The organism is Methylobacterium aquaticum (assembly GCF_016804325.1).
In the GTDB taxonomy this organism is placed as follows: domain Bacteria; phylum Pseudomonadota; class Alphaproteobacteria; order Rhizobiales; family Beijerinckiaceae; genus Methylobacterium; species Methylobacterium aquaticum_C.
This window is the reverse complement of sequence record NZ_CP043627.1, coordinates 2070247-2089376: the sequence shown is the minus strand read 5'-3', so window position 1 is coordinate 2089376 and position 19130 is coordinate 2070247. Positions and strand designations below refer to the sequence as shown.

Sequence of the window (19130 nt, the reverse complement as noted above, 5' to 3'; positions counted from 1 at the left end):
CCGGGGCGGTCGTCGCCCCGGCTCGTGCCTGACGACGATGATGAGCCCCGGTGCGGTCGCGCCGGGGCTTTTTTCCTGGGCTGCAAGGGGGCCGGAAGCGGGAGCCGGAAACGGGAGCCACCGGCGGACAGGATTGCACCTGGACCGACGCGCTGCCACAAGCCCCGATTCAGTGACGCCCCAACGACCACTGAAGGCCACCATGACCTCCGACGACGTCCTCGCCGAATTCCGCTCCGCCGGTGCCCTGCTCGAGGGGCATTTCGTGCTCTCCTCCGGGCTGCACAGCGCAGTGTTCCTGCAGAAGATGGCGATCTTCACCGATCCGGTGCGGACCGCACGGGTCTGCGGCGCGCTGGCCGAGCGGATCGAGGAGCGCTACGGCCGGGTCGACTACGTCGTCTCGCCGGCGATCGGCGGCATCGTGCCGGGCTACGAGACCGCCCGGGCGCTCGGCGCCAAGGCGATCTTCGTCGAGCGCGACCCCGGCAAGCCCTTCGCCCTGCGCCGCGGCTTCCAGATCCCGAAGGGCGCCCGCGCGGTGATGGTCGAGGACATCGTCACCACCGGCCTGTCCTCGCGCGAGTGCCTGGCGGCCCTGACCTCCGAGCCCGGCGAGGTGGTGGGCGCCGCCTGCCTGATCGACCGCTCGGGCGGCAAGGCCGATCTCGGCATGCCGCTGGTTGCGCTGGTCACCCTCGACATCCCGAACTACCCGGCCGACCAGCTGCCGCCGGAGCTTGCCGCGATCCCGGCGGTGAAGCCCGGCAGCCGCGCCCTGCCGGGCGCCTGACCCGACCCGCTTATGCCCGGGACTGGAGCGTCGGATAGGCCCGGCGCACCGCCCGGGCGATCAGCACGACCAGAACGACCTTCACGGCATCGCCCGGCAGGAACCAGGCGGAGCCGATCGCCGCCTTGGCGAGGTCGACCCGGGCGACGGCGGCGATCCACGGGATGCCGACCGCGTAGGTGAGGACGACCCCGCCGAGGACGAGGATCAGCACCTCCTTCCAGACGGTGAGAGTGCGCAGGGATCGCTCGTACAGGAACCCGATCACGAAGGCGGCGACCGGCCACATCAGCACGAAGCCGCCCCCCGGCCCCATGACGATGCCGAGCCCGCCCCGGCCCCCGGCCATCAGCGGCAGCCCGGCGCAGACCAGGAGCACGAACAGGGCGAGCGCCGCCCCGCCCCGGGTAGCCCCCGCGATCGCGCCGGCCAGCATCGCGCCCATCGATTGCGCGGTGATCGGCACGCCGATCACCGGCAGGGTCACGGGCGGAAACAGGCCGAGCGCCGCCGTGAGGGCGGCAAAGAGCGCGACGAAGACGATGTCCCGGGTCGACATGGGTATCCTTGGTGTGAGGGAGGGGTATTCAGCGGGTGGCCCCGTCCGGGTCGTAGGAGCGCGCATCGATCGCCGCCGCGATGTCGTCGCCCATCTTGAGCATCCGCACGACCACCGGGACGGTGAGCGCCACGAGGCTGCGCTCCAGGCCCGGGCCCGCTGCGCCTCGCGCACCTCGGCGGTGATGGCGGCGAGCACCGGAATGAAGCGCAGGGTCAGCGCGATGGCGAGCCCCACCTTGGCGGGATCGACGCCGAGCGGCCTGAGCCAGGCGAGGCCGCGTTGCAGCGCCTCGATCAGGTCGGCGGTGCGGGTCGTGAGCGTCACGAGGCCGGCGAGCAGGACGAGCGCGGCGAGGCGGGCGGCCACCAGCAGCCCGGCGAGCCAGCCGTCGAGGGCGAGCTGGACCAGGACCAGCACGGCCAGCATCCAGGCGAGCGGCCGCAACTGCACCAGGACGAGGCGGGCCGGGATGCCGGCGATCCGGTAGAGGAGCCCGGCGACGACGAGCGCCGCGACGGCGAGGTCGACCCGCGGCAGGGCGAACAGACCGGTGCCGGCGAGGACCAGCGCCAGGATCTTCGCTCCCGGGGGCCAGCGATGGACGAGGCTCTCCCCCGGCACGTACGGGGTCACGACATCCTCGCGACATAGGCCGGCAGGGCGATCGACGGTCGGTCGTCGATCACGACGCGGCCGTCCTCGAACACCAGCACCCGGTCGAAATGCTCCAGGAAGGCGAGGTCGTGCGAGACCACGATCGCCCGCTGGGACAGCCCGTCGATGGCCTCGGCGATCCGGCGCTTGTTGCGCAGGTCGAGGAGCGTCGTCGGCTCGTCGAACACGATCACGTCGGGCGCCATCGCCAGCACGCCGGCGAGCGCCAGGAGTTGCTTCTGGCCGCCGCTGAGCAGGTGGGCCGGGTGGTCGCGCAGGTCGAACAGGTCGTAGCGGCGCAGAGCCGCCTCGGTCCGCCGGGCGATCTCGTCCTTGGGCAGCCCGAGGTTCTTCAGCCCGAAGGCGAGGTCTTCGGCCACCACCGGCAGCACGATCTGGTTGTCGGGATTCTGGAACACGAAGCCGACCTTGCGGCGCACCGCCTTGCCGTCGCGGCGCGTGTCGAGCCCGTCGACCCGCACGCTTCCCCGCGAGGGCAGCAGGAGGCCGTTGAGCAGGCGCGCGAAGGTGCTCTTGCCGCTGCCGTTGCCACCCACCACCGCGATGCGCCGCTCCGCCAGGTCGAGGGTGAGGTCGCGCAGCACCACGCGCTCGCCGAAGGCATGGCCGACCTGCCGGATCTCGATCATGGCGACCTCTCGGTCATGGATTGGGCCTCTCCTCAAGGAACGGCGGACTGTCCGGAGAAAAGAATGGCGCGGGCTTCCCCTCTCCCCGCGGGCGGGGAGAGGGCTCCATCGACCTCGTCGTCGATGGAGCAAGCGGAGGCGCAGCCGAAGCGAGGGTGAGGGGGTGTCGACGAGTGAGGCTCTTCCGGAAACACCCCCTCACCCTCGGCTGACGCCTCGCTGTGTTCCCTGAACGGGAACACAGCCCTCTCCCCGCCCGCGGGGAGAGGAGAAACCCGCGCCACGCCTTTCTCCGGACAGCCCTGCACCGGCTGGAACCTGTCGACTGGCGCCACCTCATAGCACCTCCGGCGCGGGCCGACAGGGCGCAAGGCCGAGGCGATGCGGACGCCTCGGGCGGTTTGGAAACTTTCCCCGCCTCCCCTATCTCTCCCGCGGGCGGATCGGCCCGCGGGGGTGCACAGGATGACGACCGGGACGGCCTACCTCTTGGTCGCGATCGCCGGAACGGAGTGCGCCCTGCCGCGCGGGGCGGTGCGGGAGATCCTGCCCCTGCCGCGGCTGTGGCGTCCGCCGGGGGCGCCGGGGGCGCTCGCGGGCTTCCTCAACCTCGCCGGCAGCGCCGTGCCGGTGGTCGATCTCGCGGCGCTGTTCGGCCTCGGCCAGCCGGGGACGGCCATCGCTGCGACGAATCGGGCGGCGCTCTACCGCCACCTGATCCTGCTCAAGGGCGAGTCGCCCCTGGCCCTGCTCGTCGACCGGGTCGCGGACGTCGTGCGGGTCGAACCGGACCGTGTGCGGCCGGTCGCCGACGGGGCGACGCTGAACGGCTGCGTCGCCGCCGAGATCCGGGTGGGCGAGCGGCTGGTGCACGGGCTCGCCGTCGACCGCATCCTCCTCGCCGAGGAGCGCGACCGCCTCGCGGCGCAGACCCGGGACGCGCAGGCGCGCCTCGCCGAGTGGGCGGCCTGACCCGGAGATGCGGCCCCTGAAGGGCGCGGCCCCGACCTGCGACCCGGCCTTCGCGGCGCTCAAGGGCCGCCTCGTCGCCCGAACCGGCCACCATTACTACGCCGACAAGGACGACCTCCTGTGGGAGCGGGTCGGCCGGCGCATGCGCGCCCGGGGCGTCCCCGATCCCGCCGGCTACCTCGCGCTCCTGGAGGGATCGGAGGGGGAGTGGGCGGCGCTCGAATCCGAGATCACCATCGGCGAGACGTTCTTCTTCCGCTACGCCGAGCAATTCGCGGCCCTGCGCGGCACGATCCTGCCCGAGCGCATCGCCGCAAGGGGCGCCGAGCGGCGGCTGAGGATCTGGAGCGCGGGCTGCTCCACCGGGCCGGAGACCTATTCGGTCGGGATCGTGCTGCACGAACTCCTGGGCGAGCGCCTGCCCGACTGGCGCATCGGGCTCACCGGCACCGACATCAACCGCGACGTGCTCGGAATCGCCCGGCGGGCGGTCTACGGCACCTGGGCCCTGCGCACCCTCGGGGCGGAGGAGCGCGAGCGCTACTTCCGGCCCGGCCCGCGGGAGGGCACCTTCGCGCTGAAACCGGAGTTCCGCGGGCTCGCCCGGTTCGAGCCGCAGAACCTGATGAGCCTGCTGGACGGCACGGCCTCCCTGGCGCTGACCGAGTACGACCTAATCCTGTGCCGCAACGTCCTGATCTACTTCCACCCGGACGTGGTGCAGGCCCTGGTGCGGGCGCTGGCGCAGCGCCTGCGGCCCGGCGGCTGGCTGCTGCTGGGACATGCCGAGCCGAACCCGGCCTTCGCGGAGTTCCTGGACCCCGTCTCCCTGCCGGGCACCGCCGCCTATCGCCGCCGGGGAGACGGGATGCTGCCGGACATGGGCCCGCCCCCGGCCGCCCTGCCCGAGCCGGTCCCGGACACGGCCTGGATGCCGCTCCTGCCTCCGACGGCGCCCGAGCCGGCCCCGGCGCCCCGGCTCGTGCCGGAGACACCGGCGCCCATCCCGGCCACGACGGAGGGAGCGAGCCCCCCGGGGGCCCTCGCCCTCGTCCGGGCGCTCGCCGATGCGGGCGACCTCGAGGCGAGCTGGCAGGCCTGCCGGGCGGCCCTGGGGCAGGACCCGACCGATCCGCGCCTGCGCTACTACGAAGGACTGCTCGCCCGCGCCCGGGCCCGGCCGGACGAGGCGGAACGTGCCTTCCGCGGCGCGCTCTATCTCGATAAAGGCTTCGTGATGGCGCATTACCACCTCGGGCTGACCCTGATCGCCGCCGGCCGCCGCGAGGCCGGTCGGCGTGCCGTAGCCAACGCCCTGCGGCTCGCCGCGACCCTGCCGGCCGAGGCGGTGCTGCCCGAGGGCGACGGGCTCACGGCCGGCGATCTCTCCGGCGCCGCCCGGCCGCTTCTGGGCGACGAGGCCGCCTGATGCCGCAATCCGCCCTTCCCGCCGGGCCGGCCCTGCCCGGCGACAACGCCCTGACCGCCGCCCGGATCGAGGAGATCCTGGAGTCCCGCACCCGCAGCCTCGCCACACGGGGCGCGGCGCCGGAGGCGCGGCCGACCCGCTCGCTGCTGGTCTGCCGGGCCGGCGCCGAGACGGTCGGTCTCCCCCTCGACGGCGTCGCCGAGGTGTTTCCGTTCAGGCCCTGCACCCCGGTGCCGGGGGCGCCGGCCGCCCTCGTCGGACTCACCGGGCGCGGCGGGGCGCTCGTCACCGTGCTCGATCTCGCGGCGGCCCTCGGCACAGGGCCGGCCTCTCGGGAGGAAGCCGGCGGCCACGTCGTGGCCCTGCGCCGCGACGGTCCCCGCATCGGCCTCAGGGTCGATCGCGTCCTGTCGATGACCGAGGCCGTGGTCGAGCCCTCGGCCGAGGGGCTGGGCAGGCGGGCGGTGGCGGGGTATGCCCGCGTCGCCGCACGGAATCCCGACGAACCCGTCTCCGCGGTGATCGACTTCGCAGTGATAGACTTGGCCTCTCTCCTGGCGCCGCTCCTCGCCTCCGGCCGGCCCGGGCCGGCCTGACCCCGCCATCCAGCCAAAGAGAAATTCTCGCGTGTCGCTCTCGATCGGGAACCGCATCCTCCTCGGCTTCGCCGCCGTCGTCCTGGTGATCGTGGCGCTCGGCGTCTACGCGGTCGGGCAGATCGGCGAGGTGCGCAACGCCACCGACATCATCGTCACCCGCGACCTGACGGTGATGCACCAGCTCGAGAACATCCGTGAGGCGCAGCGCCGGATGAGCGACCTGCGCGACGAGGCGGCCACCCGCTACTATCTGCGGGCGCTCGGCCGCGAGCTGACCTCCAAGGAGGAGCCGACGGTGACCTGGCGCCGCACCGCCGCCTCCGCCGAGACGGCTCTGGCCGGCGCGATCACCACCGCCAACGACTACCGGGCCCAGTCGCTCTCGGCCGACCGCGCCGCCGCCTGGCAGCGCATCGCCGAATTGCTGGTCGCGGCCGGCGCCGAGTTGCGCACCACGCGCACCGCCACCGAGCGCCAGTTCGAGGCGATCAACGCCAGCGACGTGCCGGCCATCCAGGCCTCCGAGACCGCCCTCGACCAGTCCGGCGAGAACTTCGTGCGCACCATGGGCGCGGCACGCGACGCCCTCGACGGCGCGATCACCGCCGGCCAGCGCCGGGTCGGGGCGATCTACGAGGAGAGCCGGCTCTCGACCCTGGTGGCGTTGGCCCTCTGCGTCGTCATGGCGGTCGTCATCACGGTTCTGATCCGCCGCTCGGTGGTGCAGCCCCTCGACGCGGTGATGGCCTTCGTCGGCAAGGTCGGCAGCGGCGACCTCACCGGCCGCATCGCCGACAGCCGGCGCGACGAGCTCGGCCGCCTCGGCGGCGTCCTCAACCAGATGGTCGAGGGCCTGCGCCAGCTCGCCAGCCAGAACCGCGCCTCGACCTCGAACCTCAACGCCGCCGCCGCCGAGATCCGCGCCTCGGCCCAGGAGCAGGCGGCGAGCGTCGAGGAGCAGTTCGCCGCCGTGCAGGAGACCGCCGCCACCGTCGACGAGATCACCCATGCGGGTGCCCAGATCGGCAAGCGCGCGCAGGAGGTCATCGCCACGGCGCAGGCCACCGCCCAGACCTCGAGTGCGGGCTTGCGCGCCGTCGACGAGACGGCGAAGGCCATGGACGCGATCCGCGAGCAGAGCGAGGCGGTGGCCGAGAACATCGTTGCCTTGAGCGAGAAGACGCAGGCGATCGGCGAGATCATCGCGACCGTCAACGACGTCTCGGAGCGCACCCATCTCCTGGCGCTCAACGCCGCCATCGAGGCGGCGGCGGCGGGCGAGAGCGGGCGCAGCTTCGCGGTGGTGGCCTCGGAGATGAAGGCGCTCGCCGACCAGGCCAAGGAGGCGACCGGCCAGGTGCGGGCCATCCTCGGCGACATCCAGCGCGGCATCAACGCCTCGGTGATGCTGACGGAGGAGGCGGTCAAGCGCGTCGCGGTGGGCAAGGAGCGCACCGATACCACCCATGCGACGATCGAAGAGATCACCGCCCGGGTGCAGGAGAGCGTCCAGACCTTCCAGCAGATCGTCGCCTCGACCAACCAGCAGCAGCTCGGCATCGAGCAGGTGATGGGCGCGCTCCAGAACATCCGCCAGGCGAGCCAGCAGACCGCCGCCGGCACCCGCCAGGTCGAGGCCGCCGCCGCCAACCTGAGCGAACTCGCCGCCGCCCTCCTGGCGCTGGCCGAGCGCTACCGGCTCTGAGCGACGACGACAGCGCCACGCCCCGATGGACGATATCCGCCAGCTTCTCCTCGCGGCCTTCGACGCCGAGCACCGCGAGCATCTCGCGGCGATCCGGGCGGCCCTCGCCGCGGCCGAGGCGGGCCGTCCGGCGGACTGGAACGACGTCTTCCGCCGCGCCCACAGCCTGAAGGGGGCGGCCCGGGCCGTCGACCTGCCGGCGGTGGAGGAGATCGCCCACCGGCTGGAAGCCCTGTTCGACCGGGTGGTGCAGGGCCGCACCGGCCTCGACCGGGCGACCGCCGGGGTGGTCGATCTCGCCCTCGACCGGATCGAGGGGCTGGTCGCGGGCCTCGCCGAGACCCCTGAGCCGGCGGCTCCCGCCGACGCCATCGCGGCGCTCGATGCCTGCCTGTCCGGCGCGCCGGTCCCGTCGGCCGAGCCCGCCTCCCGATCCGAGCCGGAATCCGACCCCAAGCCCGCACCCAAGACGGAGGCGAAGCCCAAGACGGAACCGAAGCCCGAGCCGAAGCCGGCGTCCGAGCCCGCCCCGCAGGACGGCGCGATTTCCTACCTGCGCATCGCCAGCGACCAGGTCGAGAGCCTGTCAAAGGCGGTGCACGACCTCACCGCCGTGCTCCAGGGCCAGGAGGCGATCGGGGGCGCGATCACGGGCCTCGAATCCGGGGCGCGGTCCTTGCGCCGCAGCGTCGACACGGTGCAGGGCCGCACCGGCGAGATGGTGGCGCTCGCCCGCCGCCTGCGCGAGGCCGGCGACCCGGCGGGGATCGCGCTCGACGGCTTCGTCGACCGGGTGCGCCGCCTCGACGGCGACCTGAGGGCGGTGATCCGCGGCATCTCGGGCCTCGCCCGGGTGCAGAGCCGCAGCACCGGCGCGGTCGATACCGCCCTGCGGCGCCTGCGCGACGATGCCGACCGGCTGCTGCTGGTCCCGGCCGAGACGGTGTTCGGCGGCTACGGCCGGATGGTGCGGGAGATCGCCCGCGAGGCCGGGCTGCCGATCGAGGTGCGGCTCCACGGCCTCGACCTCCAGGTCGATCGCGGGTTGCTGCAGGCGCTGAAGGACCCGGTGCTGCACGCCCTGCGCAACACGATCAGCCACGGTGCCGAATCCCCGGACGCGCGCCGGGCGGCGGGCAAGCCCGAGGCCCTGTCCGTCACCCTGTCGGTCGCCTCGAAGGGCAGCCAGCTCGTCGTGACGATCCGCGACGACGGCCGCGGCCCCGATCTCGCCCGCATCCTCGAGACCGGACGGCGCCAGGGCCTGGTGGCCGCGGGGGACGAGCCCGGCCCGGACGAGATCCTCGACCTCGTCTTCGCGCCGGGCTTCTCGACCGCGACGGCGGTCGACCGGATCGCCGGGCGCGGCATGGGCCTGTCGGTGGTGGCGGAAGCCGCGCGGTCCCTGCGCGGCCGGGCGTCCTTGCGGCCGGCGGAGCCCTCCGGCACCGAGGTCGTCATCACGGTGCCGCTGTCGGCCGCGCGCCAGCCGGTGCTGCTCGTCGAGGCGGCCCTGGCGCCCGGCGAGGCGCCCCAGACCTTCGGCCTGCCGAGCGGCGCGGTCGCCGGCCTCCTGCGCCTCGCCGAGCGCGACCTCGCGTCCGTGGCGGGCGAGCCGGCGGCACGGATCAAGCAGGGGGGACGGGACGTTGTCGTGCCTCTCGTTCCCCTCGCCTCGCTCCTCGGATCCGGTGTCGCTCCCCTCCCCCTCCGTGACGGCCTCGTCCGCGCCGTCCTCCTGCGCTGCGGCCCCGCGCTCGTGGCCGTCGCCGTCGACCGGCTCCTCGACGTGCGGGTGCTCCTCGTCGGCCCGGCCCCGCCCTTCGGCGGCGACCCCGCGCTGATGTCCGGCACCGTCATGCTCGCCGACGAGATGCCGGCCCTGGTGCTCGACCCGGACGGCCTGTGCGCCCGGGCGCGAACCGGCGGGCTGGTGGCCGCCGCTCCCGCGCATACGCCGGAGCGCCGCGCGAAGCGCGTGCCGACCGTGCTGGTGGTCGACGATTCGATCACCACCCGGACCCTGGAGAAGAGCATCCTGGAGGCGCATGGCTACCGGGTCTTCGTCTGCGTCGACGGGCAGGACGCCCTCGACCGCCTGCGGCGGGACGGGGCCGACGTCGACCTCGTGGTCGCCGACGTGGAGATGCCGCGCCTCGACGGGTTCGGCCTGCTCCAGGCGGTCAAGGCCGATCCGGGCTTGACGCGGCTGCCGGTGATCCTGATGACCTCCCGCGGCGATCCCGCCGACATCCGCCGGGGCCTCGATCTCGGGGCCGACGCCTACATCACCAAGCAGAAGTTCGACCAGCGCGAGCTTCTCGACACGATCGGTCAGCTGCTGTGAGCACCCCCGTCCGCGTCATGCTGGTGGAGGATTCGCTGGTGGTGCGCCAGCTCCTCGCCCACATCGTCAGCCGCGACCCGCGGCTCGCCCTCGTCGCCGCGGTCGATTCCGGCGAGGAGGCCTTGCGCGAGATCCACCGGGTCCAGCCCGACGTGATCTCGATGGACATCCGCCTGCCCGGCATCGACGGGCTCGAGACCACCCGGCGGATCATGGCCGAGCGCCCGACCCCGATCGTGGTCGTGGCCGACGCGGTCGAGGATTCCTCGCTCAAGATCTCGATGAACGCCCTGCGGGCGGGCGCGCTCAGCGTGGTCGAGAAGCCGGTCGGCACCGGGAACCGCGCCTACGAGGCGATCGCCGACCAGATCTGCACGCAATTGCGCATCATGAGCCAGGTGCCGGTGATCCGGCGCCGGCCGATCGGCGCGGAACGCCTCACCCGCGGCGATGCACCCCGGGAGGATCTTCGAGGCACGATCCCCGCGACCCAGGCGCCGAGCGTGCTGGCGGTCGCCGCCTCGACGGGGGGACCGCCCGCCTTCGCCAAGCTGCTCGGCGGCCTGCCGGCGGATTTCCCGCTCCCCGTGCTTCTCGTCCAGCACATGGGCGCGGCCTTCATGGAGGGCTTCGCCGACTGGCTGAACGGCGTCGTGCCGCTCACCGTCGTCATCGCCACCGAGGGCGTGCGGCCGCAACCCGGCCACGTCTACGTCGCGCCCGGCGACCGGCACCTCGCCCTTGGTCCCGGCGGGCTCCTGGCCCTCCTCGACGAACCGCCGGTCGGCGGGCAGCGCCCGTCGGCCACCGTTTTGTTCCGCTCCGTCGCCCGCTCGGCCGGGCCGCGGGGCTTCGGCGTGCTGCTCACCGGCATGGGCGAGGACGGCGCCACCGGCCTCCTCGACATGCATCTCGCGGGCGCGGCCACCATCGCCGAGCACGAGAGCTCGGCCGTCGTCTACGGGATGCCGGCGGCGGCGGTGCGGCTCAAGGCGGCGGGCAGCGTGCTCCCCCTCGACCTGATCGCCCCGCGGATCCTGCGGGCGGTGCAGCCGGGCTTTCCGGCGTGACGGGCTCGCCCGCTTCCTCGCCCCGCATCCTGCTGGTCGAGGATTCCGAGACCCAGGCCCTGCAATTGCGCCTCTTCCTGGAGCGCAACGGCTTTGCGGTGACGCGCCACGCCACCGCGGAAGCGGCGCTCGAGGCGATGAATCACGGCCTGCCCGACCTCGTGGTGGCCGATTACCACCTACCGGGGATGAACGGCGACGAGCTGACGCGTCAGATGCGGCTCGCCATGCGCACCCGGGCGACGCCGGTGCTGATGCTGACCGAGGCGAGCGGGCGGGACATCGAGCGCCAGGGCCTGGAGAGCGGCGCCGACGCCTACGTGCCGAAATCCGCCGACCGCGACCTGCTGCTGCTGCGCATCCGGGCGCTCCTGCGCGAGCGCACCGCCGTGCCGGCGGACGAGCCGGGCCGGACGGCGAATTTTCGCCGCGCCCGCATCCTCGTCGTCGACGGCTCGGCGACCTTCCGGGCCTATCTCTCGGCGCTGCTCGGCCAGGAGGGCCACGAGGTCGTCGCCGCCGACGGGCCCGACCAGGCGATGGCGGCGCTCGAGGCGCCTGGCAAGCATTTCGACTGCGTCACCGTGGACCTCCTGGGCACGGGCTTCGACGCCATCGCGCTGTGCCGCCGGATCGACGGCTTTCGCGTCGCCGCCACCGGCGCCGGCGCACCGGGCTTCTCCCTCGTCGGGATCGGCTCGGCCGCCTCCTCCAGCAAGGACCTCCTGGTCGAGGCCTTCTCGGCCGGCGCCGACGACGTGGTGACCAAGGACGTCTCGCCGCGGGGCGGCGATGCCGACCTCCTGGCGATCCGGGTGCGGACCCTGGTGCGCCGCAAGCTCCTGGAGGAGGATGACCGCCGGGTCGCCGACGAGGTGCGCCGCCACGCGCTCGCCGCCGAGCGCGCCAAGGCCGAGGCCACCGCCGCGGAAGCCAAGGCGGCTCTCGCCGGCGCCCTGGCGCAGGCCAACCACGACCTCGAACAGGCCAATCACCGCCTCAAGGACACCCAGGCCAAGCTCGTCCAGGCCGCCAAGATGGCGTCCCTCGGCGAGCTGGTCGCGGGCATCGCCCACGAGATCAACAATCCGCTGGCCTTCATCCTCGCCCACCAGGGCACGGTCGAGCGGCTGATCGGCGAGGTCGCGGCGGCGGTACCGGAGGGCGACCCGTCGCGGCGCGCCCTCGACAAGGCCCGCGACCGGGTCGGGTCGATGCGCCTCGGCCTGTCCCGGATCCAGGATCTCGTCGTCAACCTGCGCAAGTTCTCGCGCCTCGACGAGGGCGAGATGCAGACCGTCAACGTGCCGGACGCGATCGAGAACGTGCTGGCGCTGATCCAGCACAAGCTCGGCACGCGCATCGCCGTGCGCAAGGAGTTTGCCGGCGCGCCCGAGATCCGCTGCTCGCCGGCCCTGCTCAACCAGGTGGTGATGAACATCCTCGGCAACGCCGCCGACGCGATCCCCGATGAGGGCACCATCACGATCGAGACCGCGATCCGCGACGACCACGACGTGATCCGGATCTGCGACACCGGCCCGGGCGTGCCGGAGGATCTTCGCGAGCGTATCTTCGAGCCGTTCTTCACGACGAAGCCGGTCGGATCCGGCACCGGGCTCGGTCTCGCCATTGCCTATAGCGTCGTGCAGGCGCATAGCGGACAATTATCCGTGGAATCGTCGCCCGAGGGAGGGGCCTGCTTCGTGATCAGCATTCCGAGGCGGGCGGCATGACCATGGGTGTGACGGGCAAGGCATCGCCGCCGACGGTGCGCGGCACCATCCTGGCGGTCGACGACGAGCCGGACATTCTGGTCGCCCTCGAGGACCTGTTCGAGGACGAGTACCGGGTGATCACCACCAGCCGGCCGGCCGAGGCCCTGGAGCTGATCGCCGCCGAGCCCGACATCGACGTGATCCTGTCCGACCAGCGCATGCCGGGCCTGACCGGCGACGCCCTGCTGGCCCGGGCTCGGGAGATCTCGGACGCGCAGTCGATCCTGCTCACGGGCTATGCCGACATCTCGGCGGTGGTCTCGGCGCTCAACCGCGGCGGCATCACCGGCTACATCACCAAGCCGTGGGACCCGGCGCTCCTGCGCAACGCGGTGCGCAGCGCCTACGAGCGCCACCGCCTCGCCCGGGAACTGGCCACCGAGCGCGCCCTCCTGCGCGGCCTCCTCGACCATTCGGGCGACGCGATCGCCTTCAAGGACACCGACGGGCGCTTCCTGCGCCTCAACGCCCGCATGGCGGAGCGCCTGGGCGCTCCCTCGATCGAGGCCTGCCTCGGCCGCACCGAGGCGGCTCTTCTCGGCGCCGACGCGGAAGCGGCCGAGGCCGCCGACCGGGCGGCGATCGAATCCGGCGCGCCGACCGAGATCACGGCGGCGGGCGGCGGCCCGGAGGCGGGGCAGACCCGGGAATCCTGGAACCAGGTGACGCGGGTGCCGATCCGCGATCCCGCCGGGGCGGTGGTCCATCTCGCCGTCATCGAACGCGACATCACCGAGCAGCGCCTGCTGGAGCGGCGCCTGCGCCAGGCCGACAAGATGCAGGCGCTCGGCACGCTGGCGGGCGGCGTCGCGCACGATTTCAACAACCTGCTCACCGCAATCCTCGGGAGCCTGGAACTCGCCCTGCCGAAGGTGGCGGGGGATGCGCGCCTGACGCGGCTGATGACCAACGCCGCCCAGGCCGCGCAGCGCGGTGCGGCGCTGACCAAGCGCCTGCTGACCTTCAGCCACCGCCGCGACCTCCAGGCCCGGGTCGTCGATCTGAACGCCGTGATCCTCGGCATGGACGACCTGCTCGGGCGCAGCCTGGGCGGCTTCGTGCAGGTCGAGCGCGCCTTGAGCGACGATGTGTGGCCGGTGAAGGTCGATCCCGACCAGCTCGAACTCGCGATCCTCAACCTCTGCATCAACGGCCGCGACGCGATGCCCGAGGGCGGGGTCGTCGCCCTCGCGACCCGCAACGAGACGGTCCGGGCGAGTTCCGATCCGAACCTGAAGCCCGGCGACTATGCGGTGATCGCGATCCGCGACACCGGCACCGGCATCCCGCCGGAGATCTTGGGCCGGGTGTTCGAGCCGTTCTTCACCACCAAGGGCGTCGGCCAGGGTACGGGTCTCGGCCTCGCCATGGTGTTCGGCCTCGTCCAGCAATCCGGCGGCACGATCCGGATCGAGAGCGAGGTCGGGCACGGCACCACGGTGCTGCTCTACCTGCCGCGCTCCCACGAGGCAGTGGAGGCGGGCCCCGTCGCGGCGAGCACCCCGGTCCCGGCGCCGCGCCGGGCCCGCATCCTGGTGGTCGACGACGATCCCCAGGTCCGCCACGTCACCGCCTCGTTCCTCAACGGCTTCGGCTACGACGAGACCGCGGTGCCGAGCGGCGAGGCGGCCCTCGAACGGCTGGAGACCGCGCGGTTCGACCTCGTCGTCGCCGACCTGGCGATGCCCGGCATGAGCGGCATCGACCTCGCCGAAGCGGTGCGCGGCCGTTGGCCGGCCTTGCCCTTCCTCCTCGTCACCGGGCACGCCGAGGCGGTGCGGATCCCGCCGGATTTCTCGGTGCTGGAAAAGCCCTTCCTCTCCGCCGACCTGGCGGCCCGGGTCGCGGCCCTGCTCGCGCCGGAGGGCTGACTCCGTAGCCGCCTCATCTTCTCTCGCACCTTCGATCTAGTACGGTCGAACTAAGACGGACGAGTGTATCGCCGGCGGCACAGCCGGCCGCGAAATGTTCGGGCCTGGAATCCATTCACGCTTGCGTCAGCAACTTTGGCTGAGTATTGCCCGCGCGTTGCCGATCGGTGATTCCCGTCGCGCCGCGACCCTGCGCCCGCCGTCGAAGAGTGTGACGAACATGCCCCGGACGCTGAGACCGATCAGCCAAGTCGTCATCCTGGCCGTCGTGGCCGCCGGGGCGGTCGTCGCCTATCCTTATCTGCGCCCGGGCCACCGCCAGGAACCGATCGCCACCTTCGCGGACGTGCCGGCCAAGCCGGCCTCGGGCAAGCCCTTCACCCTCACGGCGTCCCAGCTCGCCACGGTGTCGAGCGAGCCGGTGGTCAAGCGCCGGTTCTTCGAGGAGATCGCCACCGAGGGCAAGATCGGGGTCGACGAGTACCAGGCGACGCCGGTCTTCTCGCCCTATCCCGGCCGCGTGATCGCGATCTTCGCCCGGGCCGGCGATCAGGTGAAGCGCGGCGAGCCGCTGTTCTCGGTCCAGGCCAACGAGATGGTGCAGGCACAGAACGACTACCTCGCCGCACTCAACGTGCTGAACAAGAGCCGCTCGCAGCTCACCTTCGCGCAGGCCGCCGAGAAGCGGCAGCGCGACCTCTACGAGACCCGGACCACGACCTTGCGCGAGTTGCAGACCGCGCAGAACGACCTGACCTCGGCCACCAACGACAACCGCACCGCCGAGGTCGGGCTCGAGGCGGTGCGCAACCGCCTGCGCATCCTGGGGCTTCGCGACGAGGACATGGCCGCCCTCCAGAAGGGCTCGGCGATCAACCCCAACACCCCGATCAACGCCCCGCTCAGCGGCACCATCATCCAGCGCAAGATCGGGCCCGGCCAGTATGTCGGCTCGAGCGGCGAGCCGTCCTACATCATCGGTGACCTGTCGAAGGTCTGGCTCATCGCGCAGCTGCGCGAGGCCGATGCCGCCAAGGTCGAGGTCGACGAGAAGGTGACCTTCCGGGTGCCGGCCCACCCGGAGAAGACCTTCGAGGGGAAGATCAACTTCATCGGCACCTCGGTCGACCCGGCGACCCGGCGCATCACCGTGCGGGCCGAGATCGACAACCGCCAGGGCCTGCTCAAGCCCGAGATGTATGCGAGCGTCCGCATCATCAACGAGCGCGAGAACCTGTCCCACGCCGTGCCCCGCGCCGCGGTGATCCTGGAGGGCAACAAGGCCAGCGTCTGGGTGCTGCGAGCCGACAACTCCGTCGAGAGCCGGCCGGTCCGGGCCGGCATCGTCGACGGCTCGACCGTCGAGATCCTCGACGGATTGCGGGAAGGCGAGCGGGTGATCTCCCGCGGCTCGCTCTTCATCGACCGGATGTCGACCCAGAGCTGACGCGCTCCTCGCCCCCGTTCCCTTCCAGCCTTTCGGATCAACGGCCATGACCGGCATCGTCGGCCTCGCCCTGCGCCAGCGCGCCCTCGTCGTCCTGGCCTTCGTGGCCCTGATGCTCGGCGGGCTCGCGGCATTCCAGAGCCTCAACATCGAGGCCTATCCCGATCCGACGCCGCCGATGGTGAACGTCATCACCCAGGCGCCGGGCCTCTCGGGCGAGGAGATCGAGCGCTACATCACGGTGCCGATCGAGGTCATCACCTCGGGGCTCCCCGACCTCAAGCAGGTCCGCACCGTCTCGCTCTACGGCCTGTCCGACGTGAAGCTGCAATTCGGCTTCGCCAACAGCTACCGCGAGGCCGAGCAGCAGGTGCTCAACCGGCTCGCCCAGCTCGACACCCTGCCGAACGGCGCCAAGCCGACCATCTCGCCGGTGAGCCCGATCGGCGAGATCTTCCGCTACAAGCTCGTCGCGCCGGACGGCTACAGCGTGCTCGACCTGAAGACGCTCCAGGACTGGGTGCTGCGCAAGCGCTTCCGCGCCGTGCCGGGCGTCATCGACGTGATCGGCTGGGGCGGCAAGACCAAGACCTTCGAGATCGGCGTCGACCTCGACCGGCTGATGGCCCATGGGCTCACCCTCTCGGGCGTGGTCAAGACCCTCAACGACAGCAACCTCAATGTCGGCGGCAACCGCATCACCCTGGGGAGCCAGTCGGCGGTGGTGCGCGGCGTCGGCCTGATCCGCTCCGTCGACGACATCGGCGAGACGGTCCTGGCCCAGTCGGGCGGCGCGCCGGTCCTTGTGAAGGACGTCGCCACCATCACCATCGGCCACCAGCCGCGGCTCGGCATCGCCGGGATGAACGACGACGACGACATCGTCCAGGGCATCGTGCTGATGCGCCGCGGCGAGCGCTCGACGCCGTCGATCGAGGCGGTGAAGGCCGAGGTGGCGAAGATCGAGGCCGCCGGCATCCTTCCCCCGGCGTCAGGATCGAGCGCATCTACGACCGCGCCGACCTCATCGCCGTCACCACCCACACCGTCCTGCACAACATGATGGTCGGCATCCTGCTGATCCTGGTGGTGCAGTGGCTCTTCCTCGGCAACCTGAGGAGCGCGATCATCGTCGTGGCGACGATTCCCTTCGCGCTGTTCTTCGCCGTCATCATCCTGGTGGCGCGGGGGGAATCCGCCAACCTCCTCTCCGTCGGGGCGCTGGATTTCGGCCTGATCGTCGACGGCACGGTCATCATGGTCGAGGCGATCTTCCGCCGCCTGTCCGGCCACGGCCCGCCGCTCCCGCCGGGGCTCGCCGGCGCCAAGGGCATGCCGCGCAAGCTCGGGCTGATCGCGCTCGCCTCCTCCGACGTCAGCCGCTCGATCGTGTTCGCGGCGGTCATCATCGTCACCGGCTTCCTGCCGCTCTTCACCCTGTCGGGGGTCGAGGGCAACATCTTCGGGCCGATGGCCCAGACCTATGCCTACGCTCTGGCGGGCGGCCTCATCGCCACCTTCACGGTGACGCCGGTGCTGTCGGCCTACCTGCTGCCGGACCACATCCACGAGGTCGAGACGATCCTGGTCCGCGCCCTCGACCGGGCCTACCGGCCGGTGATCCGGGCCGCACTCGCCCACCGCACCCTGACCCTGGGCTTCGCCGGCCTGATCTTCCTCGGCGTCGCCGTCGAGGGGCGCAATCTCGGCCTCGAATTCCTGCCGAAGCTCGAGGAGGGCAACCTCTGGATCCGCGCCACCATGCCGGCGACGATCTCGCTGGAAGAGGGCAACACCTACGTCAACCGCATCCGCCGGGTGATCGCCGAGGTGCCGGAGGTCGAGCGGGTGGTGTCGCAGCACGGCCGGCCCGACGACGGCACCGATGCCGCCGGCTTCTTCAACGGCGAGTTCTTCGCGCCCCTGAAGCCCGCCGAGCAATGGCGCGAGGGCATGAGCAAGGACGCGATGACCGGCGCGCTGCTGGAGCGCCTGCGCACCGAGTTCCCGGGCGTCGAGTTCAACCTGTCGCAGTATCTCCAGGACAACGTCGCCGAGGCGGTGTCGGGCATCAAGGGCGAGAATTCGTTCAAGGTGTTCGGGCCCGACCTGCAGACGCTCACCGACGTGGCGCGCGAGGTCGAGGCAGTGCTGAAGCGGGTACCCGGCGTCACCGATCTCGGCGTCTTCACCTCGCTCGGCCAGCCGACGGTGCAGATCAACGTCGACCGGACCCGGGCCGCCCGCTACGGCCTGACCCCGGGCGACATCAACACCACGGTCCGCACCGCGATCGGCGGCGATTCGGCGGGCGAGCTCTACGATACCGGCAGCGAGCGCCACTATCCGATCATCGTGCGGCTGGCCTCGCAGTACCGCCAGAGCGTGCGGGCGATCCGCGAATTGCGCATCGCCGGCCAGACCCAGACCGGCACGCCGGTCCAGATCCCCCTCAATGCCGTCGCCGACGTCGAGCTGGTGTCGGGGCCGGCCTACATCTACCGCGAGGGCCAGGAGCGCTACCTGCCGGTGAAGTTCAGCGTCCGCGACCGCGACCTCGGCAGCACGATCATCGAGGCCCGCGAGCGCGTCGCCCGCGAGGTGAAGCTGCCGCCCGACTACCGGCTCGAGCTGGTCGGCGAGTTCAACAACATGCAGGGCGCGCTCGCCCGCCTCTCGGTCACCGTGCCGCTGGCGATCCTGCTGATCGCCGTGCTGCTCTTCGTCAATTTCGGCTCGCTGGTCGACACGCTGCTGGCGCTCTCCGTGATCCCGATGGCGGTGGCCGGCGGCGTGGTGGCCTTGGCCGTCACCGAGACGCCGTTCTCGGTCTCGGCGGCGATCGGCTTCATCGCGCTCCTCGGCATCGCGGTGATGGACGGCATCATCGTGCTCACCCACTACAACGGCCTGATCGCCCGCGGCGAGGCGCGGGCCGAGGCGATGCTGAAGACCTGCACCACCCAGATGCGCCCGGTGGTGATGACCTGCGTCGTCGCCGGCGTCGGCCTCCTGCCGGCCGCCTTCTCGCAGGGCGTCGGCTCGCAGGTGCAGAAGCCGCTCGCCCTGGTGGTGGTCGGCGGCATGAGCCTGGCGCCGATCCTGATCCTGATCATCCTGCCGGTCTTGATCCTGCTGTTCTCCCGGCGGCGGCCGGCGGCGATCCCCATGCCGGCGGAGCCGGGCGCCGCGGCACCGGCCGGGGCGGCGATGCATTGACGGGAGGGCCGCGCCCGCCCCCGACCGAACCGGA

At 72.2% G+C, this 19130-nt stretch carries 12 protein-coding genes and 1 pseudogene; 11 read left to right on the top strand and 2 right to left on the bottom strand.

The annotated features are described in order from the left end of the window. Window positions 1-202: 202 nt before the first annotated feature. Window positions 203-793: an orotate phosphoribosyltransferase gene (pyrE, locus tag F1D61_RS09305; protein ID WP_203157597.1), complete on the top strand. Its 591-nt coding sequence runs from the start codon at window positions 203-205 to the stop codon at window positions 791-793. Window positions 794-803: 10 nt separating this feature from the next. On the opposite strand, the gene F1D61_RS35325 is transcribed toward pyrE, so the two are convergent. Further along, the gene (locus F1D61_RS35325) at window positions 804-1988 is read right to left on the bottom strand and encodes a biotin transporter BioY (protein WP_432443233.1); all 1185 of its coding nucleotides are present in this window, start codon (window positions 1986-1988) and stop codon (window positions 804-806) included. After that, entirely contained in the window at window positions 1985-2659 is a 675-nt protein-coding gene (locus F1D61_RS09290) for an energy-coupling factor ABC transporter ATP-binding protein (protein ID WP_203157595.1), read from the bottom strand. Before F1D61_RS09290 ends, F1D61_RS35325 begins: the two co-directional genes overlap by 4 nt. Before the next feature lie 465 nt (window positions 2660-3124). On the opposite strand from F1D61_RS09290, the gene F1D61_RS09285 reads away from it, so the two are divergent. The 10 genes and pseudogenes from F1D61_RS09285 (at window position 3125) to F1D61_RS09240 (ending at window position 19096) form a co-directional block, all read left to right on the top strand. Further along, window positions 3125-3631 (top strand): chemotaxis protein CheW, encoded by a 507-nt coding sequence (locus tag F1D61_RS09285; RefSeq protein ID WP_203157594.1) that lies wholly within the window; start codon window positions 3125-3127, stop codon window positions 3629-3631. A gap of 7 nt (window positions 3632-3638) precedes the next feature. Beyond that, entirely contained in the window at window positions 3639-5060 is a 1422-nt protein-coding gene (locus F1D61_RS09280; RefSeq protein WP_203157593.1) for a CheR family methyltransferase, read from the top strand. Then, the gene (locus F1D61_RS09275; RefSeq protein ID WP_203157592.1) at window positions 5060-5656 is read left to right on the top strand and encodes a chemotaxis protein CheW; all 597 of its coding nucleotides are present in this window, start codon (window positions 5060-5062) and stop codon (window positions 5654-5656) included. Before F1D61_RS09280 ends, F1D61_RS09275 begins: the two co-directional genes overlap by 1 nt. 31 nt (window positions 5657-5687) lie before the next feature. Further along, window positions 5688-7364: a methyl-accepting chemotaxis protein gene (locus tag F1D61_RS09270; RefSeq protein ID WP_203157591.1), complete on the top strand. Its 1677-nt coding sequence runs from the start codon at window positions 5688-5690 to the stop codon at window positions 7362-7364. A 25-nt stretch (window positions 7365-7389) separates the two neighbouring features. Beyond that, complete coding sequence (locus F1D61_RS09265; RefSeq protein WP_203157590.1) at window positions 7390-9711, top strand: hybrid sensor histidine kinase/response regulator; 2322 nt, start codon at window positions 7390-7392, stop codon at window positions 9709-9711. A 17-nt stretch (window positions 9712-9728) separates the two neighbouring features. Continuing rightward, on the top strand, window positions 9729-10781 hold the full coding sequence (gene cheB, locus F1D61_RS09260; RefSeq protein ID WP_203158985.1) for a chemotaxis-specific protein-glutamate methyltransferase CheB: 1053 nt from the start codon (window positions 9729-9731) through the stop codon (window positions 10779-10781). Next, the gene (locus tag F1D61_RS09255; protein ID WP_203157589.1) at window positions 10778-12517 is read left to right on the top strand and encodes a response regulator; all 1740 of its coding nucleotides are present in this window, start codon (window positions 10778-10780) and stop codon (window positions 12515-12517) included. The genes cheB and F1D61_RS09255 overlap by 4 nt, the downstream gene beginning before the upstream one ends. Then, entirely contained in the window at window positions 12514-14430 is a 1917-nt protein-coding gene (locus F1D61_RS09250) for a response regulator (RefSeq protein ID WP_246775797.1), read from the top strand. Before F1D61_RS09255 ends, F1D61_RS09250 begins: the two co-directional genes overlap by 4 nt. Window positions 14431-14650: 220 nt before the next feature. Beyond that, on the top strand, window positions 14651-15877 hold the full coding sequence (locus F1D61_RS09245; RefSeq protein ID WP_203157588.1) for an efflux RND transporter periplasmic adaptor subunit: 1227 nt from the start codon (window positions 14651-14653) through the stop codon (window positions 15875-15877). 46 nt (window positions 15878-15923) lie between these two features. Next, window positions 15924-19096: pseudogene (locus F1D61_RS09240) on the top strand (efflux RND transporter permease subunit). Window positions 19097-19130 lie beyond the last annotated feature (34 nt).